Consider the following 14,055-nt stretch of genomic DNA (forward strand, 5'->3'; position numbering starts at 1 on the left):
GCGTTTCATGCCGTCAGGTGCCGCCGGCGGAACCAGCGCAGCGCCACCAGCACCGCGAGCGCCTGCATCGCCGCCGACAGGAAGAAGCTGCTGCCGATGCGCCAGTCGTCGGGCGGCAGGTGGCTGACGGCGCCCAGGATCGAGGTGCCGATCAGCGGCGTCACCACCACCGCCAGGCTGCTGATCGACTGCAGGGAGCCCATGAGTTCCCCCTGCTCGCCGGGCCCGGCGTCGCGCGAGACGATGCCCTGCAGGGCCGGGCCGGCGGCAAAGGCCAGCAGGTTGCAGCAGATGAAGACATACATCATCCAGCCCTGGGTCGCGAGGCCATACAGGACGAAGGTGATGGCGCCCGAGGCCAGGCCCATGATCGACAGGCGCACTTCGCCCAGGCGCCGGATCAGGACCGATACCAGTCCGCCCTGGACCACGGCCGCGGCCAGGCCGACGCAGAACATGGCGATGCCGTTGTCGCGCGGGGTCCAGCCGAAGCGGAAGGTGGTGTACAGCACCCAGGTGGTCTGGGTCATGATCTGGCCGAAGGTGGTCAGCGCGAAGACGACGACCAGGCCGCGGATGGCGCGCCGCGCCAGCAACTTGCGCAGTGCGTAGAAGGGGTTCACCTTTTGCCAGCTGAAGGGTTCGCGCGTTGCCGCAGGCAGCGATTCCGGCACGAAGAACCAGCCGTAGACGAGGTTCACGCCGGCCAGCACGGCCGCGGCGTAGAAGGGCAGGGCAAGGTCGTATTCGCCCAGCAGCCCGCCCAGCATCGGGCCGCAGATGAAGCCGAGGCCGAAGGCGGCGCCGATCTTGCCGAAGCTTTTCGCGCGGTTCTCGGGCGTGGAGACGTCGGACGCATACGCCATCGCCACCGACATGCTGGCCGCCGACACGCCGCCGATGGCGCGCCCGATGAACAGCCAGGCCAGGCTCGGGGCCATGGCGGTGACGAGGAAGTTCAGGCACATGCCGCCCATCGAGTACAGCAGCACCGGGCGCCGCCCGATGCGGTCGCTGATGGCGCCGAGCATGGGCATGAAGACGAATTGCAGCAGGCCGAAGACGGTGGCCAGGATGCCATACCACAGCGCCTGCTCGTCGCGGCCCTGCACGAACTGGCCGACCAGCGGCGGCATCACCGGCACGATCAGGCCGATGCCGATCACGTCGATGAAGACGCTGACAAGAACGAAGTTCAGGTTGCCGGCCTGGGCCCGGTGCGTTGCAGCCTTCTGCAGCATGGGATGGTCCTGCCAAAAAAGAACGATCTTACACCGTTCAGGTTGAGCTGGCAGCGGCCGGCGGCCTGCGTCCTCAGACTTCCCACTGCAGCTTGAAGGTCAGCGCGGTGCTGCGCTCCTCGACCAGCGGCAGCTTGTCGCTTGCCACGCCGAGCGACAGCGTGCGGCCGTGCTGCCACTGGTAGCGGTACAGCAGCGAACGGTGTACTTCGCGCGCATTCCACGCCTCGAGCCGGGTCACGCCGTCGTCGCGCCTTGCGGCCCAGGTGTTCTGGGCCAGCAGGCGCAGCGAGGCGCGCGGACTGAAGTGCAGCATCGCACGCCAGCGCCAGGCGGTGTCGGTAAACGCCGGTGTGCCGAGGGTGCCGCGTATCCAGGCCCGGTTCAGGTGGTGGTCGAGTTCCAGCGACCAGCCGCGCTTCAGCGGAAAGCGCAGGTCCACGTCGAGGATCGCCTGCCCGCCCGGGCCCACGCGGTCGGCGTCGGCGTCGAGCCGGCGGCCCAGCGCCAGTTCGGCCGCGATGCGCGCGATCCAGGGCGCCGGCCTGGTCTCGATGCCGAGGTTGAGCACGCGCGTGTCGTGCAGGCGCCCGCCGGGACGGGCGCGCTGGCGGTCGAAGCCGAGTTCGGTCCAGAGGCCGGTCTGCAGCGGCGCCGCCATCCAGACGCCGGGCCGCAGCCTGCGCTCGACGGTCTCGCCGCCGGCCTGGCCGGTGGGCTTGTCGGCCAGGGTGCGCATCTCGTGGAAGCCCAGGTAGGTTTCGAGTTCATGGAGTTCGAGCGCGCCCAGCGCTTGAGATCCGAGGATGCGGTTCAGCGAGCCGCTGGCGCGCGCGATGCCGGCCTGCGGCACGAAGCCGTTGTCGTTCGCAAAGCTCGGCGCAATCGCTTCCAGCTCGACCTCGTGCCACCAGCGCTCGGTCTTGTGCAGGTATTTCTTCCACAGGTAGGCGCCGGAGCGGCGCGGTACCCGGCCGACAACGGCATCCGCGCCGAAGCCGGTACTCGTGCGCGACATCATCGCCACGCTCGACAGCTGGTGCTGCACGCCGTCCTCGCCTTCGCCGCGCCATTGCGCATCCAGCCCGAGCACGTCGTTGCGGCCGAAGCGGTGGTAGTCGCGCTGCGCGGCAAAGGCGCCCAGCAGCAGGCCTTCGCCATGCCAGCGTGCGCGTACCAGGCTGGCGACGCTGCGCCCGGCCTGCACCGCTTCCAGCGTTTCGTAGGGGCGCCCGCGCAGCACCAGGCCGCCTGGCTCGTCGCTCAGGCTCATGGCGGTGGCGTCCATGTTCGATGCGCGCCAGGTCGCGCGCAGGCCGTACTCCGGGTCGTTCACGGTGCGCGAATAAAACGCCGACAGGGGCAGGCTGAGTACGTCCGCGCTCTCCAGGAAAAAGCCGCGCTTCTCCGGCAGGCTGAGGGCGATGTTGCCGGCGCCCTGGGCCACCGGTTCGTCGATCTCGACCAGCGAGAAGTCCGGGTTCAGCGTGGCATTGAAGACCCAGTCGGCACGCGGGCGGGCGTTGATCTCCAGGCCCAGCTGCGTGTCGCGGCCACGCACGCGCTGGCCGGGCGCGGCGGTGCGCGCACTGCGCATCGTCAGTTCCGGGCGCCACTCGACGAAGCTGCGGTCGCGCACCGCGGCCACGGTGGCGTCCATGCCCTCGATCTCCTGCAGGAAGCTGAGGCGGCTCAGGGCGTCGACACGGTAGGGCGCCGATGCCAGCAGGGTGCCGTCGGCATGCGGGATGCTGCGCTCGACCATCACGCGCCAGTTGCGCCCGCCGGCGTAGGGGAAGCGCAGGTTCGACAGCGGCCAGCGCACTTCCATGCTGTAGCCGTCGGGCAGCAACCGGACGGCGGCGTCGATCGGGAAGTCGGGACCGAGGTCGGATTCGTCGTCGTCGGCGCGGTGCATGCCGTCGCTGACCACGCCGGCGATGTTCACGCGCACGAACTGGGCGGCGCGGCCATGGCCGGCCGGATCGATCCAGATGCCGATGAAGTCCTGGCCGGCGTCGACCTTGTCGCGCCGCGCCAGGGCGCTGCGCAGACGTTCGGGCGCCGGGTCCCAGGCGCGGATGGCGAACACCAGGGCGTCGTCGTCGACCACCAGTTGCACCTGCGTTTTCAGCGCCTTGGCAGCGGGCGCGCCGTCGCGCGGCAGGTGCTTGTGGAAGCCGTCGAATACGGGTGCGCGCTGCCAGGCCGGGTCGTCGAGTACGCCGTCGATGGCGGGGACGTCGGCGCTGGCGATGCGCAGCGCGCGCAGGCCGCGCGGTTCGGTCTCGATTGCCAGGGCGGGGTCGGCGGCCAGGACGGCGGCCGCCAGCAGGCTGCGGACGCGGCCGGGGAACGAAGAAGTTTTCATTCAGGCAATTATAACAATGCCATCATGCCCGAGGCTTAAAATGTGACTGCCGGTTTGCTTCAGTTGGCGACGGTATTCTCCGCTCCCAGCCACTCCGCCGCGAACTCCTTGCGAAAGACCAGCAGTTTACCCAGCCGTTCGTTGGCCAGGTCGCGGCCGGCCGCGGTCTGCATCATCTCCGGCAGTTTGGCCAGCTTCAGCACGATGTGGTCGAGCGTATAGGCGCGGTCGTCGAGCGCGCGGTTTTCCGCCAGCGGGTCGGTAGGGTGGGCCAGGGCGCGCCGCATGCGGCCGGCAATGGAAAACATGCGCGCCAGGCCGACGGCGCCGAGCGCGTCGAGCCGGTCGGCGTCCTGCACGATCTGCGCTTCGATGGTGGTCGGGACGATCGCCGCCGAAAAGCTGTGCGCCTCGATGGCATGGGCCACGGCGTCGAGCCGGTCGGGCGGGAAGCCGGCTTCCAGCAGCAGGGTGCGCGCCAGCGCGGCCGAACGGCGCGAGGCCTGGGCGCGCGCGGGATCGTCCTTTTCCAGGTTGACCAGGTCGTGCAGGTAGCTGGCCGCCATCACCACCAGCGCGTCGGCTTCGAGGTGGTGGCCGAGCAGGGCGTCGGCGCTGCGCCAGACGCGCTCCAGGTGGCTGGCGTCGTGGGCGCCGTCGTCGCCGGCAGCAGCAGCAGCCATGGCGGCCAGGCGGATGCGCCAGGCGGCGAGATCAGGCTGCGGCGCGGTATGCATGTTCATTCGCTTCCTTCATGGATTGGTTCGATGTCGTCGATTTCCTCGGCCAGCGCAGCGGTGGCGCGCTGCGACAGCGCATCGGCGTCCCCGTTCTTGTGGCGCGGGATCCAGCGCAGGGTAGTGGCCGGCAGTCGCGCCAGCAGCGCGTGCACGCGTGCGCGCAAGGGGCGCAGCACGGCGGCGCTGTCGGCAAGGGCGCCGTTCACGTCGTCGATCACCACCCGGCTGTCGCCGTACACGGTGAGCGGGCCGGCGCCGTGCGCGACGGCGGTTTCCAGCAGCAGGATCAGGGCGCGGTATTCGGCTTCGCTGCTGTTGCCGTAGCCCGCAGCTTGCGACAGCTCGACGGCTGCGCCGTTCGGCCCGATCAGGCGCACGCCGATGCCGCAGCGGCCCGGGTTCGGCTTCGCGGAGCCGTCGAACCAGCCGCGCCAGGCGGTGGGGGCGCCTTCCTGGCGCAGTCGGCGCAGTGCGAGGGCGGCCACGCGCGCCGCTTCCCGGGTCGCGTCGCGGGCGGTGCGGCGCGCCAGGGCGCGTGCCGCCTCGGCTGCGCGCAGTGCGGCGCGTTCATCGAGCAGGTGGTCGAGGCCGGCGTGGCCCGCGCTCGTCGTGAGCGTGGTGCGCAGGGCGTCTTCGAAGGGGATGTTGGAGCGCAGGGCCAGTTTGCGGCTGGCGGCAAGTTCGGTCTTGCTGGCCGCGCCTTGAAGGCGGTCGAGGTCGTTCATGGCGTGAGCATAACCGCTTTCGGCGGCGTTGACATGGCATGCAAAGCTTGCCTGGCATAACTAAATCGTTGTTAATGAGATGAACCCATGCGATTGTCCCGTCACGTCGTAGGCGTATCCAATCTTCCAGGCTAGTCAAGGCCAGGCATCGTTGGGTTGGATGTGGCTTTCCTCGACAAGCACCTGACACGTCAGCGTTCCGGCTGTTCGATAGATCGAATGTCGTACCGCGTGGGCTCGAGAGCCCACCCTACTGCCGTGGTAGGGTGGGCACTTGTGCCCACGCGGTCTCATCAAATGATCCTCGGCAAAGCTCGCGAAAACAAAAAAGCGCCTCTCCCGAGGCGCTTCTCATTCCACTACCGGCTACCCGCTCAACGGCGATACGGATTATCCGGATTCCGATCCCGGCGGTTCCCGACCCCATCGCGGTCGCGGTCATGGCGGTTGCTGATGCCATCGTTGTCGCGATCCCGGTCATACCGGTTCGACACGCCATCGCGGTCGTAATCGCGGCGCCCATCGTTGCGGCCGCCATAATTGCCGCCGCGGTGATCGCGGTCGTTCCAGCCGCGGTCCGGTCCGCGATGGCGGTCCGGCCCGTAGTAACGGTCGTTGTTCGCATAGTAGCGATCACGCGGCGCCCAGTTCCCCTGGCTCATGTACCAGCGCCCGCCGCGCTGGTGCCACGACGGCGACGCATACACGTAGCCCGGACGCTCGACCACGTAGCTGCCCGGCACCCAGAAGTGACGGTGGCCGCGCCACTCCCAGTAACCCGGCGCCCAGACGTAGCCATGACGTGCGGCAGGGATGCGTTCGTAGACAGGCGCCGGCGGCGCGGTGCCGACATAGACTTCCAGGCCCTGCGCCATCGAAGGCAGCGGTGCGTACGCGGCAGCGCCAAGGGCGATCAGGGCAGCGAGAGTGAGGCGTTTCATGTTCGTTCTCCAGTTCCAAAGCGGATGATTCACTATAGCGCTCGCTTTGGCGGAAAGGAGCATTTGAAGCATGTGCTTACAAGTGATACAGAACTGCGCGCCGGTGTGACAGGCTGGAAACGAATCGGAGAGAATTCAGGCAGGAGGAGCAGGCGGAGAAGCAGATGTGGCGGGGAAAAAAGGACAGCGGGGAAGGGTAAACCGCTGCCGGGCATGCCTGGGTCGTCAGTCGCGACCCGGCACTGCCCGGCGCACGCGGGCCATCAAATCACGCTCCCTGGTGCGCGGCGATCGGCCAGCAGCATTTGCTGTTTCTCGGCGGCGCTCGGGCGCTTGCCTTTCACGACCACGACAGCCATCCTGGTTTCGGTCGCGATGCTCGAATCCTGGATGACGGCCGGACGCGCATGCGCTTGCGGCACGCCGTCGGCGAAGTAGCTGAACGAGCCGGCGGCGGCGAGGGCAACGACGAAAACAACTTCCATGTGCTTGGCGATCTTCACGGTGTTCTCCTTGCGGGTGGGGTTTCGATGGATGCACTGTATCCGAGGGCCGTCCAGGGGGACAGCGGATTGCGACGAGCCGCATAAAAGGCGGGATGACCTGCACAGGAACGGCGCCGAACGTCCGTCTACGCGGCCGTATCTGCCTGTTTTCTGCTTCCCTCCGCTAGACCTGCGCGATGAGCGGCCACAGCGGAGCCGCGCGGAAGGAAGACAATGCAGGGAATGATCGCCACGGTATTGGGCGGGCTGGCGTCGAACCGCCGGGCGCGCCGGCGTGCACGCAACCTGCGTGCCGGCGGACGCGCGGCGCCGCTGCGGGCCGCTGCGGCAGAGGCGAGTGGACAAGCGCGTGCGCAGCCTGGTCCCGGCCTCTGGCTGGGCGTGGCCGCGCTGGCGCTGGCTATCGGCGGCGGCATCCTGATTGCGCATCACGCGCGTAGCCTGGGCGCTGCCGCCGGCAGCAGCACTGGCCACAGCGCTGGCAACAGCGCCGGCTCCGGCCTGGTGCGCGAGCTCGACGCCTTCCAGCCGGCGCTGCCCGGCCTGTCCTTCAGCGTGCCGGCCCAGGCCGGCGTCAGCCTGAACCCGCATGGCGGCGGGGCGCTGCTGGTGGTGGCCGGCATGCGCGCCGAACGCCCGGTGGTAATCGACTTGTGCGAGCAGATGCTGGACCGGGCCAGCGGACGCATTTCGCCGGTGCGGGTCGGCTATCCCTTTGCCGATGTGGCGCGCTGGGCCGCGCGCAATGACACGGCCGCCAGCCCGGTCACCCTGCGCAACGTGGTGCTGGCGAGCGGCGCGATGCCGCAGCTGGACATTGCCGGCAGCGCGGGCGGCGGCGCGCCGCTGCGCGTGAGCTGGAGCGGCACCCCGGCGGCGCGCTGGATCGGCGACGCCAGCGCCGGCGCCATCGCCAGGGGCGGCGAGGCGCAGCTGGGCCGGCAAGGCTGGCTGGTGTGGGGCGATGCCGGTGCGCTGCGCGTGATGCGGCGCGCCAGCGCGGCCTGTCCGGCTGCGGGCGAACTGGTGCTGCAGCGCTGGCTGCCGGGGGCCGCCGCTACATCAGCCGCGCTGGTGGCCGCCTTCCCGGCCCGGGGCGAACTGCGCACGGCGATGCTGGCGCCGGGCGAATACCGGGTGCCGGCAGCCGCCGCGCCGCGCCTGGAAGACGGCGCCCTGTTCGACAGCCTGCGCGAGCGCGGCCTGATCCGCCTGGCGCCGTCCGGTTTGATCGAGGTGGCGCCGCGCGACCTGGCGCGCTGGCGCGCCGCCGAGCCGGGCCAGCGCACCGGCGACCTGCACAGCTGGGACGGTGTCGTGCTCGACGCCGCCGGCCTGAAACTGCTGGAGCGCCTGCATCACCGCGCCGACGGCGCCTACGTGCTGGAACAGGTGCGCGTCTTTAACGGCGAACGGCGCCTGCTGGCCTGGCGCCTGCGCCCGAATGCGCTGGGCGGCAGCTGGCAGGCCAGCGCCGGCGCGGTGGCGGTCGGCGCCAGCACGTCCATGCCGCTGGCGGCGGCGCGCCTGTTCGAACGCCTGCCGCAGGGCTGGGAAGCATGGAGCCGCGTCGCCGACTGGCCGGCCGGCGCGCAGTCGGCGCGGCTGGAATTGGTGCTGCCGCAAGCGGCCCGCGGCGGCGAGCGCATCGAGTTGATGCTGGCCGGGAGGATCAGCGGCATCGGCGGCGCCGAACTGGTCGACACCCGCCCGGCCTGCGGCGGGCGCGCCTGCACCCGGCCCGACGACGTGCGCGAGCTGGTGCTGGCGCTGCAGCCGGGCGCGCGGCGCGTGGTGCTGGAGGCGGCGCCGCTCGACATGGCAAGCCTGGGCAGCGCCGGCGACGCGGCCTACCGCCACCTGGCGCTGGATGGCCGGGAACTGCGCTGGCAGCCCTTGCCGGATGCGAGCCGGGTCGCCCCGGCGGCGCCGGCGCCGGTGCTGCTGGCCGACCGCCATGGCACGCCGCTGTGGCAGGGCGGGCGTGCGCTGGACGCCGCGAACGGCGCCGGCCTGGCGACGCTGCTTGGCCTGCGCGAAGGCCACGCGAACAGCGTCGCCGGCATGCTGGGCCGCCTGCCGGCGCCGAACGGCCGCCCGCACGGGGCAAGGCTCACGCTCGACCTGGCCCTGCAGGGCGCGGCCCAGGGCGCGCTCGACTGCGTCGGCCTGCGCCGCGGCCAGTGGGACGGCGCGCATTGCAGCGGCGGCGCGGCCCCGGCGCCGGGCCGCCAGGCGGGGCTGGTGCTGCTCGACACCGGCAGCGGCGACATCCTGGCCGCCGCCAGCGCCCAGGCCGGCGCGCCGGCATCGAGCGCGTCGTGGAGCGAGCTGCGCGATTTCGACCGCGTCGATCCGGCACGCAGCCTGCTCCGCCAGGCGGCCCTGCAGCACGACGGCGGCGCCGAGCGCAGCCCCGGCTCGACCTATAAAATCGTCAGCGCGCTGGGGCTGGAACTGGCGGCGCAGTCGAACCCGCGCCTGGACGCCCTGCTCGACGGCATGCCGCTGGCCGCCATCAACGGCACGGCCGCGCGCGGCGGCTACGCCTTCCGCACCGACGCCGCCAGCTATCCGCTCGATAGCGCCGCCCACATCACCAACTTCCGCGACCAGCACCTCGACCGTCGTGCCCAGGACGGCAAGCTGGGCCTGGCGCAGGCGCTGACCTATAGCCTGAACACCTGGTTTGCCTGGACCGCGGAACTGGGCGACCGCAGCCTGCTCGGCAAGCCGCAGGGCGGGGCGCCCAGCCTGCGTGCGCTGGACGGCGGCGCGCTCGACGCGGTGCGCCCGGGCGTGGCGATGGCGCGCCGCCTCGGCTTCGAGCGCCCGCTGCGCCTGGATGGCGGCCTGCTGCCGGCCGACTACGCCTGGCGCAACTGGGATGCGCTGCAGGCGAGCGTCGCCGCCAGCGACCCGGTCGGCTCGCGCCACGAGCTGCGCCAGATGGCGATCGGGCTGCGCATGCAGGCCACGCCGCTGCACATGGCGCTGGCGGCCGGCGCCGTCGGCGAAGGCCGCGCGATTGCGCCGCGCCTGCTGCTGGAACTCGACGGCGCCCAGGCCCGCAGCGAACCGGGCGCCAAGCTCGGCGTGCGCCTGGACCGCATCCGCGCCGGCCTGCGCGGCGTGGTAGCCCACGGCACGGCGGCTGGCGCCTTCCGCTCGCACGAGTTCGACGGCCTGCGCGCCGGCCTGTACGGCAAGACTGGCACCGCGCCGGTCGGCGACGCCGGCCTGGCCACGGTCTGGTTCACCGGCTGGCTGGAACCGGGCAGCCTGCCCGGGCAAGACCGGCGCCTGGCGTTTGCCGCCTTTGTCAGCCGGTCCGACGCCACCGGCGGCGAGCACGCGGCGCCGGTCGTGGCCGCGCTGCTGCGCTCGATGCTGGCGCAAAAGCCTGAACAGAGCGGTAAGTGAGGTTCTCCAGCGCGCCTTGAATTCATGTTTGTATGGCATGATTTGCAAAGTTCGTTATCTGACGGACATATTGCAGATACATGAGGAAGGTATGCGTTTGCCGGGAACCCGGTACCAGGAACCTGGATGGGAGCAGGTGCGGAAACTGTTGGGCGCCTGTTCGCTCGACGTGTTTGCGCGCGTCGACCCGCTCGAACTGATCGCCCCCGCGCCGCAAGGGGCAGCGTTGGCGCTGTACGTCAACCTGCTGGCCGAGTCGCTGCACGCGGCCGGCCGCACGGCGCGTGCGCAGGCGAATGGCAACAGCTATGGCGAGACGGTGGGCGAGCTGGCCCTGGGCCTGGCCTTCGAGCTGGGCGCCCGCCAGGGCGACTGGGACGCCTTTTGCACGGCGCTGGCCGCCGAGCATGCGCGCGCGCCCGCTTTCTGGCGCCAGGCCGGGGGCGAAGCGCTGCTGCGCAAGAAGGTCAACGACATGTTCGCGGTCCTGCGCGACAAGGTCGACGCCGACAACTACCAGGTGGCCTGCGGCCGCCCCTGCAGCCCGAACCGCCTGTACGCCTACCGCATGCTCGACACGGCGTATGGCGAGATCGCGCGCCTGTTCGCCGGCTGGCGCGAGCACACGGCGCAGGTCGGCGCCATCCTCGGCCGGCCAGTAGACTTTTCTGTACCGATCGAGGTGCGCCAGCTGCAGTCGGTCGCGGCCTGCCGCCCCGAATGGATCATGCGCTGGAGCGAAAGCCTGGAACGCTTCGGCGGCGCGCCGGGACCCTTGCACACGAAGTCGAAACGCTTCGAGAGTCTGAAGAACAGCCCGGACAAGATCGCGGACATGCTGCGCGAGATCGCCGAATACGAAGCGATTTCCAGCAACCGCGACAGCGGCTGGCTGCACGACCAGGACACCGCCGGCGCCTGGATCGAGGATTACTGGCGCGTGCTGGACGAATCGGCGCATGGCGCCACACCGGGGCCGGACCTGATCCTGGAAGCGCGCACCGAAGAACTGGACGCGCCGATGGTGGAGGTGGCGCAGGCAGCGCCCGTGGCCGACGACGACCCGCTCGACGCCGTGCGCGCGCAGGCGGTTTCACTTCCCCCCGGCTTTCTGTCTGCGGCGCGCGCCACGCAGGATCCGGGCAGCTGGGCCGGGCGCATGCTGGAAGACGATTCGCTGCCGGTGCGCCTGGCCGTGTACCTGAAGCTGCTGGGCGCCGAGGACGATTGTTATCCCGACGCCTGGCGCGATCCGTCCACGGGGGCGCTGCCGAACATGCAGCAACTGGCGGCGCTGGACGCGGTGTCGCTGCCGACGCTGCGCAAGCGGCGCGACGCGGCCATCGCCAGGCTGGAAGCCGCACCACGAACGGGAGGATGAATTGATGACGACGAGCGAGATCGACCGCAAGCTGCAGGAACGCCTGCTCCTGGACCGGCGCGTGGAGGGCGACCGCCTGGCGTTGGCCGACGCCGTGCTGCTGGCGGCGCTGGACGGCAGCCGCCCGCTGACCGCAGGCGAACGCGCGGCCCTGGAAGGCTCGCCCCTGACGGCGCGCCGCCTGCGCACGCTGGCGCTCTCACGCCGGCGCACGCATGCAGCCGGCCAGGCAGCCAATGACGCGCACTGGCAAGGCAGCCATGGCATGCTGCGCGCAGCCGACAGCGGCGCGGCCCTGCGCCAGCTGGCCACCGACGACGGCTACTGGCGCCTGCATTTCCTCGATGGCGGCGCCACCGGCCGCGTGATCCTGCAGCTGGCGCCCGAGGCGCCGTTCGCGGCGCGCCTGTTGCGCGAGGCGGCGCTGCTGCGCGTGCTCGACGGCGCCGGCGCCGAAGTCCTGCAGGGGCGCCTGGACGCCGACGGCGAATGCGAATGCGTTTGGCCCTTCGCCGAAGCGCCGGACGCGCACTTCCAGCGCCACGGGGCCGCCTTCAGCGTGCAGCCGGCGCAATGACATGATGTTCGATCTCTTCAAGCGCATGGCGCGCGCACCGGCATTCGACGCGGCAGGGCTGGGTACCGAGCTGCTGGCGCGGCCGATCGCGCCCGGCTGCACGCTGCCGTCCGGCGCCACCGGCGTGGCGGTCGACAGCAGCGGCCGCACGCGCCGCATCAGCGCCGGCGGGCGCATGGGGCTGCTCGATGGCGAAAGCGGCTGGTGCTTCCATCCCGGGCCCTACGGCTGCGACCTGGCGCCGTTTGCCGCCGCACCCGAGATCGGCCTGCGCCTGCACTTCGCGGTCGACAGCCCCGACCCGCGCGTGAGCCAGCAGCGCTTCGATCTGTTCCTGGCCAGCGAAGGTGCGGGCGATTTGTCCCTGGCCGGCTTCGCGACAAGCGTCGAGGCGGCGCTGCAGCGCGAATTGGCCCAGGGCAACCTCGACCTGCCGCCCTGCACCACGCTCGACGAGTGGAATGCTTTCCGCGCCGGCTTCAACCAGCTGCTGTACACGCGCTTCGGCGTGACCGTCGACGACTGCGTGCCGGTTGATCTGCGGCCGGAACGCGACTTCGCCGAGGAATTGCGTGCGCGTGCCGTGCACGATGCGGACGAGCCCTGCGTCGGTGCGGAAACGGCGCCGGCTGCCGCCGCTCTTGAAGCTGCCGATGCTGCCGTGCCCGCTGTGCCAGGCCGCGCGCCTTTCGATCCGGTGCGCAAGGACGCGCGTGCGCTGCGCCGCCTCTTCCTCGAACTGCCTTGCCTGATGTGCCGCGTGCGCCAGGCGGCGCTGCCCAGCGGCCAGGAGCTGTTCCGCCAGCAGCAGGCGCTGTTGCAGCGGCTCGACCTGGTCTGCCTGGCGGCGAGCACCATGCCCGCGCTGGCCCTGGCGGCGCCCGGCCAGCCGCTGGCGGCAAGCCAGCAGTTGCGCCGCGCGCGCCACAGCGTGCAGGCCGCAGCGGCGCTTGACGAAGCCTGGGCTTTATTGGCGCGCTTCGAACTGGCCGAGGACCGCGGCCTGGAAGCCCTGTTCGACGAGGCCGACCGCATCGTCGCCAATCTCGAACACGCGCTTGGTGAGCGCAAGCTGGCCAGCGTGCAGGAGGAAGCATGACTGCACCCGTCAGCGAAGCCGTGTACCGCAGCCTGCTGGCCGACGGCTCGGTCGTCACCATCACGGCCACGCGCCGTCCGCGCGGCGGACGCGCCGACATCAAGTGCAGCGCGCCGGGCGCGCCGGCGCTGGCGGCGCGCATGCAGGAAGTGGCGCGCCTGGCGCGCCATACCGAGGCGCGCTACGACAGCCGCGACCAGGTTGTGATCAGCATGGACCGCGCGCCGGGCGCGCAGGAGCGCGACTGGGAACTGGCCGTGGTGCTGGCCGACCGCGCGGTGCGCGGCCTGCTGCCGCCGGCCGCGGCGCCGCAGCTGGCGCTGGGCTGGTCGGATGGATGGCAGCGCGGCCGCATCGACGGCCACGATGCAGGCAATCCGCCAGCCGGCGCGCTGCTCGGCGGTCCACAGCACCTGCGCCACCTGGGCGCCTTGAGCGGCCAGCCGGATGTGTCGGCATCGGTGTCGAGCGCGCGCGCCTGGTTCCCGCTGCACAGCGGCGGCATCAACGACAGCCTGTGCTGGGTCGAGGTGAGCGTGTATCCGCTCGCGGCGGACGAAGCGCCGGACGACGAGGCGATTGCGGCGCCGGGACTGGACAGCGCGCGCCAGCACGCCGTGCGCCAGGCGCTGGCCGGCGCGCGCCATTTCGACGGCGAGGCCGCGCCGCGCTGGCGCACCACGGTGCGCTTCGGCCAGGACGGCCTGCACGGCAATTCCTACGAACTGGCGCTGGTGCTGGCCGACCGCCTGGCGCGCGGGCGCGAATTCCTGCCGCGCGGGCGCATCATCGCCAGCGGCTGTTCCGGCGCCTGGCATGCCGGCCAGGTGGAGGGCGTGGAAGGGCTGGCGCCGAAGTGCGCGCTGATCGCGCGCGAGGCGGCGGCGGGCGACCGCGTGCTGCTGCCGCGCGCCTGGGAGGCCGACTTGCCGCCCGGCCTGCGCGATGCATTGCGGGCCAAGGGCGCCAGCCTGGCCTGCGTCGAGCGGATCGGATTGATTTGATGCGGCGCGCGTCCAGGTGCGAGCATGGGCGTGCGCTGGGTCCCGGC

11 protein-coding genes are annotated in these 14,055 nt (G+C 71.2%); 5 read left to right on the plus strand and 6 right to left on the minus strand.

Annotated elements, in window-relative coordinates; all coding sequences use genetic code 11:
• Positions 1-5 precede the first annotated feature (5 nt).
• From QWL29_RS05815 to QWL29_RS05840, 6 genes are all read right to left on the minus strand, one after another.
• A complete protein-coding gene (locus QWL29_RS05815) occupies positions 6-1,241 on the minus strand; it encodes a TCR/Tet family MFS transporter (protein WP_305821939.1) in 1,236 nt (411 codons plus the stop codon).
• Positions 1,242-1,314: 73 nt separating this feature from the next.
• Positions 1,315-3,612, minus strand: coding sequence for a DOMON domain-containing protein (locus QWL29_RS05820; RefSeq protein WP_305821940.1), 2,298 nt, complete (start codon positions 3,610-3,612; stop codon positions 1,315-1,317).
• A 59-nt stretch (positions 3,613-3,671) separates the two neighbouring features.
• The gene (locus QWL29_RS05825) at positions 3,672-4,355 is read right to left on the minus strand and encodes an HD domain-containing protein (RefSeq protein WP_305821941.1); all 684 of its coding nucleotides are present in this window, start codon (positions 4,353-4,355) and stop codon (positions 3,672-3,674) included.
• Complete coding sequence (locus QWL29_RS05830) at positions 4,352-5,077, minus strand: ribonuclease HI family protein (protein WP_305821942.1); 726 nt, start codon at positions 5,075-5,077, stop codon at positions 4,352-4,354. The genes QWL29_RS05825 and QWL29_RS05830 overlap by 4 nt, the downstream gene beginning before the upstream one ends.
• A 374-nt stretch (positions 5,078-5,451) precedes the next feature.
• A complete protein-coding gene (locus tag QWL29_RS05835; protein WP_305821943.1) occupies positions 5,452-6,018 on the minus strand; it encodes a hypothetical protein in 567 nt (188 codons plus the stop codon).
• A gap of 263 nt (positions 6,019-6,281) precedes the next feature.
• Positions 6,282-6,521 carry a hypothetical protein gene (locus QWL29_RS05840; protein ID WP_305821944.1) on the minus strand — a complete coding sequence of 80 codons (240 nt, stop codon included), beginning with the start codon at positions 6,519-6,521 and terminating at the stop codon, positions 6,282-6,284.
• Positions 6,522-6,737: 216 nt separating this feature from the next.
• Between QWL29_RS05840 and QWL29_RS05845 the strand changes: the two genes are divergently transcribed.
• The 5 genes from QWL29_RS05845 to QWL29_RS05865 all read left to right on the plus strand — a co-directional run bounded on the left by QWL29_RS05845 (position 6,738) and on the right by QWL29_RS05865 (position 14,008).
• Positions 6,738-9,947 (plus strand): penicillin-binding transpeptidase domain-containing protein, encoded by a 3,210-nt coding sequence (locus QWL29_RS05845; protein WP_305821945.1) that lies wholly within the window; start codon positions 6,738-6,740, stop codon positions 9,945-9,947.
• A 136-nt stretch (positions 9,948-10,083) separates the two neighbouring features.
• Entirely contained in the window at positions 10,084-11,328 is a 1,245-nt protein-coding gene (locus QWL29_RS05850) for a hypothetical protein (protein ID WP_305821946.1), read from the plus strand.
• Between the two features lie 4 nt (positions 11,329-11,332).
• Positions 11,333-11,905 (plus strand): hypothetical protein, encoded by a 573-nt coding sequence (locus tag QWL29_RS05855; protein WP_305821947.1) that lies wholly within the window; start codon positions 11,333-11,335, stop codon positions 11,903-11,905.
• Position 11,906: 1 nt separating this feature from the next.
• Positions 11,907-13,004: a hypothetical protein gene (locus tag QWL29_RS05860; RefSeq protein WP_305821948.1), complete on the plus strand. Its 1,098-nt coding sequence runs from the start codon at positions 11,907-11,909 to the stop codon at positions 13,002-13,004.
• On the plus strand, positions 13,001-14,008 hold the full coding sequence (locus tag QWL29_RS05865; protein ID WP_305821949.1) for a hypothetical protein: 1,008 nt from the start codon (positions 13,001-13,003) through the stop codon (positions 14,006-14,008). The genes QWL29_RS05860 and QWL29_RS05865 overlap by 4 nt, the downstream gene beginning before the upstream one ends.
• The last annotated feature ends 47 nt before the right edge of the window (positions 14,009-14,055 follow it).

Origin of the sequence: Massilia brevitalea (genome assembly GCF_030711405.1) — a bacterium.
Taxonomy (GTDB): domain Bacteria; phylum Pseudomonadota; class Gammaproteobacteria; order Burkholderiales; family Burkholderiaceae_D; genus Telluria; species Telluria brevitalea.

What these genes read in the sequence shown, in the direction of transcription:
- QWL29_RS05860 (WP_305821948.1), top strand. Translation starts at nt 11,907, where the DNA reads ATGATGTTCGATCTCTTCAAGCGCATGGCGCGCGCACCGGCATTCGAC.
- QWL29_RS05825 (WP_305821941.1), bottom strand. Translation starts at nt 4,355, where the DNA reads ATGAACATGCATACCGCGCCGCAGCCTGATCTCGCCGCCTGGCGCATC.
- QWL29_RS05830 (WP_305821942.1), bottom strand. Translation starts at nt 5,077, where the DNA reads ATGAACGACCTCGACCGCCTTCAAGGCGCGGCCAGCAAGACCGAACTT.
- QWL29_RS05815 (WP_305821939.1), bottom strand. Translation starts at nt 1,241, where the DNA reads ATGCTGCAGAAGGCTGCAACGCACCGGGCCCAGGCCGGCAACCTGAAC.
- QWL29_RS05855 (WP_305821947.1), top strand. Translation starts at nt 11,333, where the DNA reads ATGACGACGAGCGAGATCGACCGCAAGCTGCAGGAACGCCTGCTCCTG.
- QWL29_RS05865 (WP_305821949.1), top strand. Translation starts at nt 13,001, where the DNA reads ATGACTGCACCCGTCAGCGAAGCCGTGTACCGCAGCCTGCTGGCCGAC.
- QWL29_RS05820 (WP_305821940.1), bottom strand. Translation starts at nt 3,612, where the DNA reads ATGAAAACTTCTTCGTTCCCCGGCCGCGTCCGCAGCCTGCTGGCGGCC.
- QWL29_RS05845 (WP_305821945.1), top strand. Translation starts at nt 6,738, where the DNA reads ATGCAGGGAATGATCGCCACGGTATTGGGCGGGCTGGCGTCGAACCGC.
- QWL29_RS05835 (WP_305821943.1), bottom strand. Translation starts at nt 6,018, where the DNA reads ATGAAACGCCTCACTCTCGCTGCCCTGATCGCCCTTGGCGCTGCCGCG.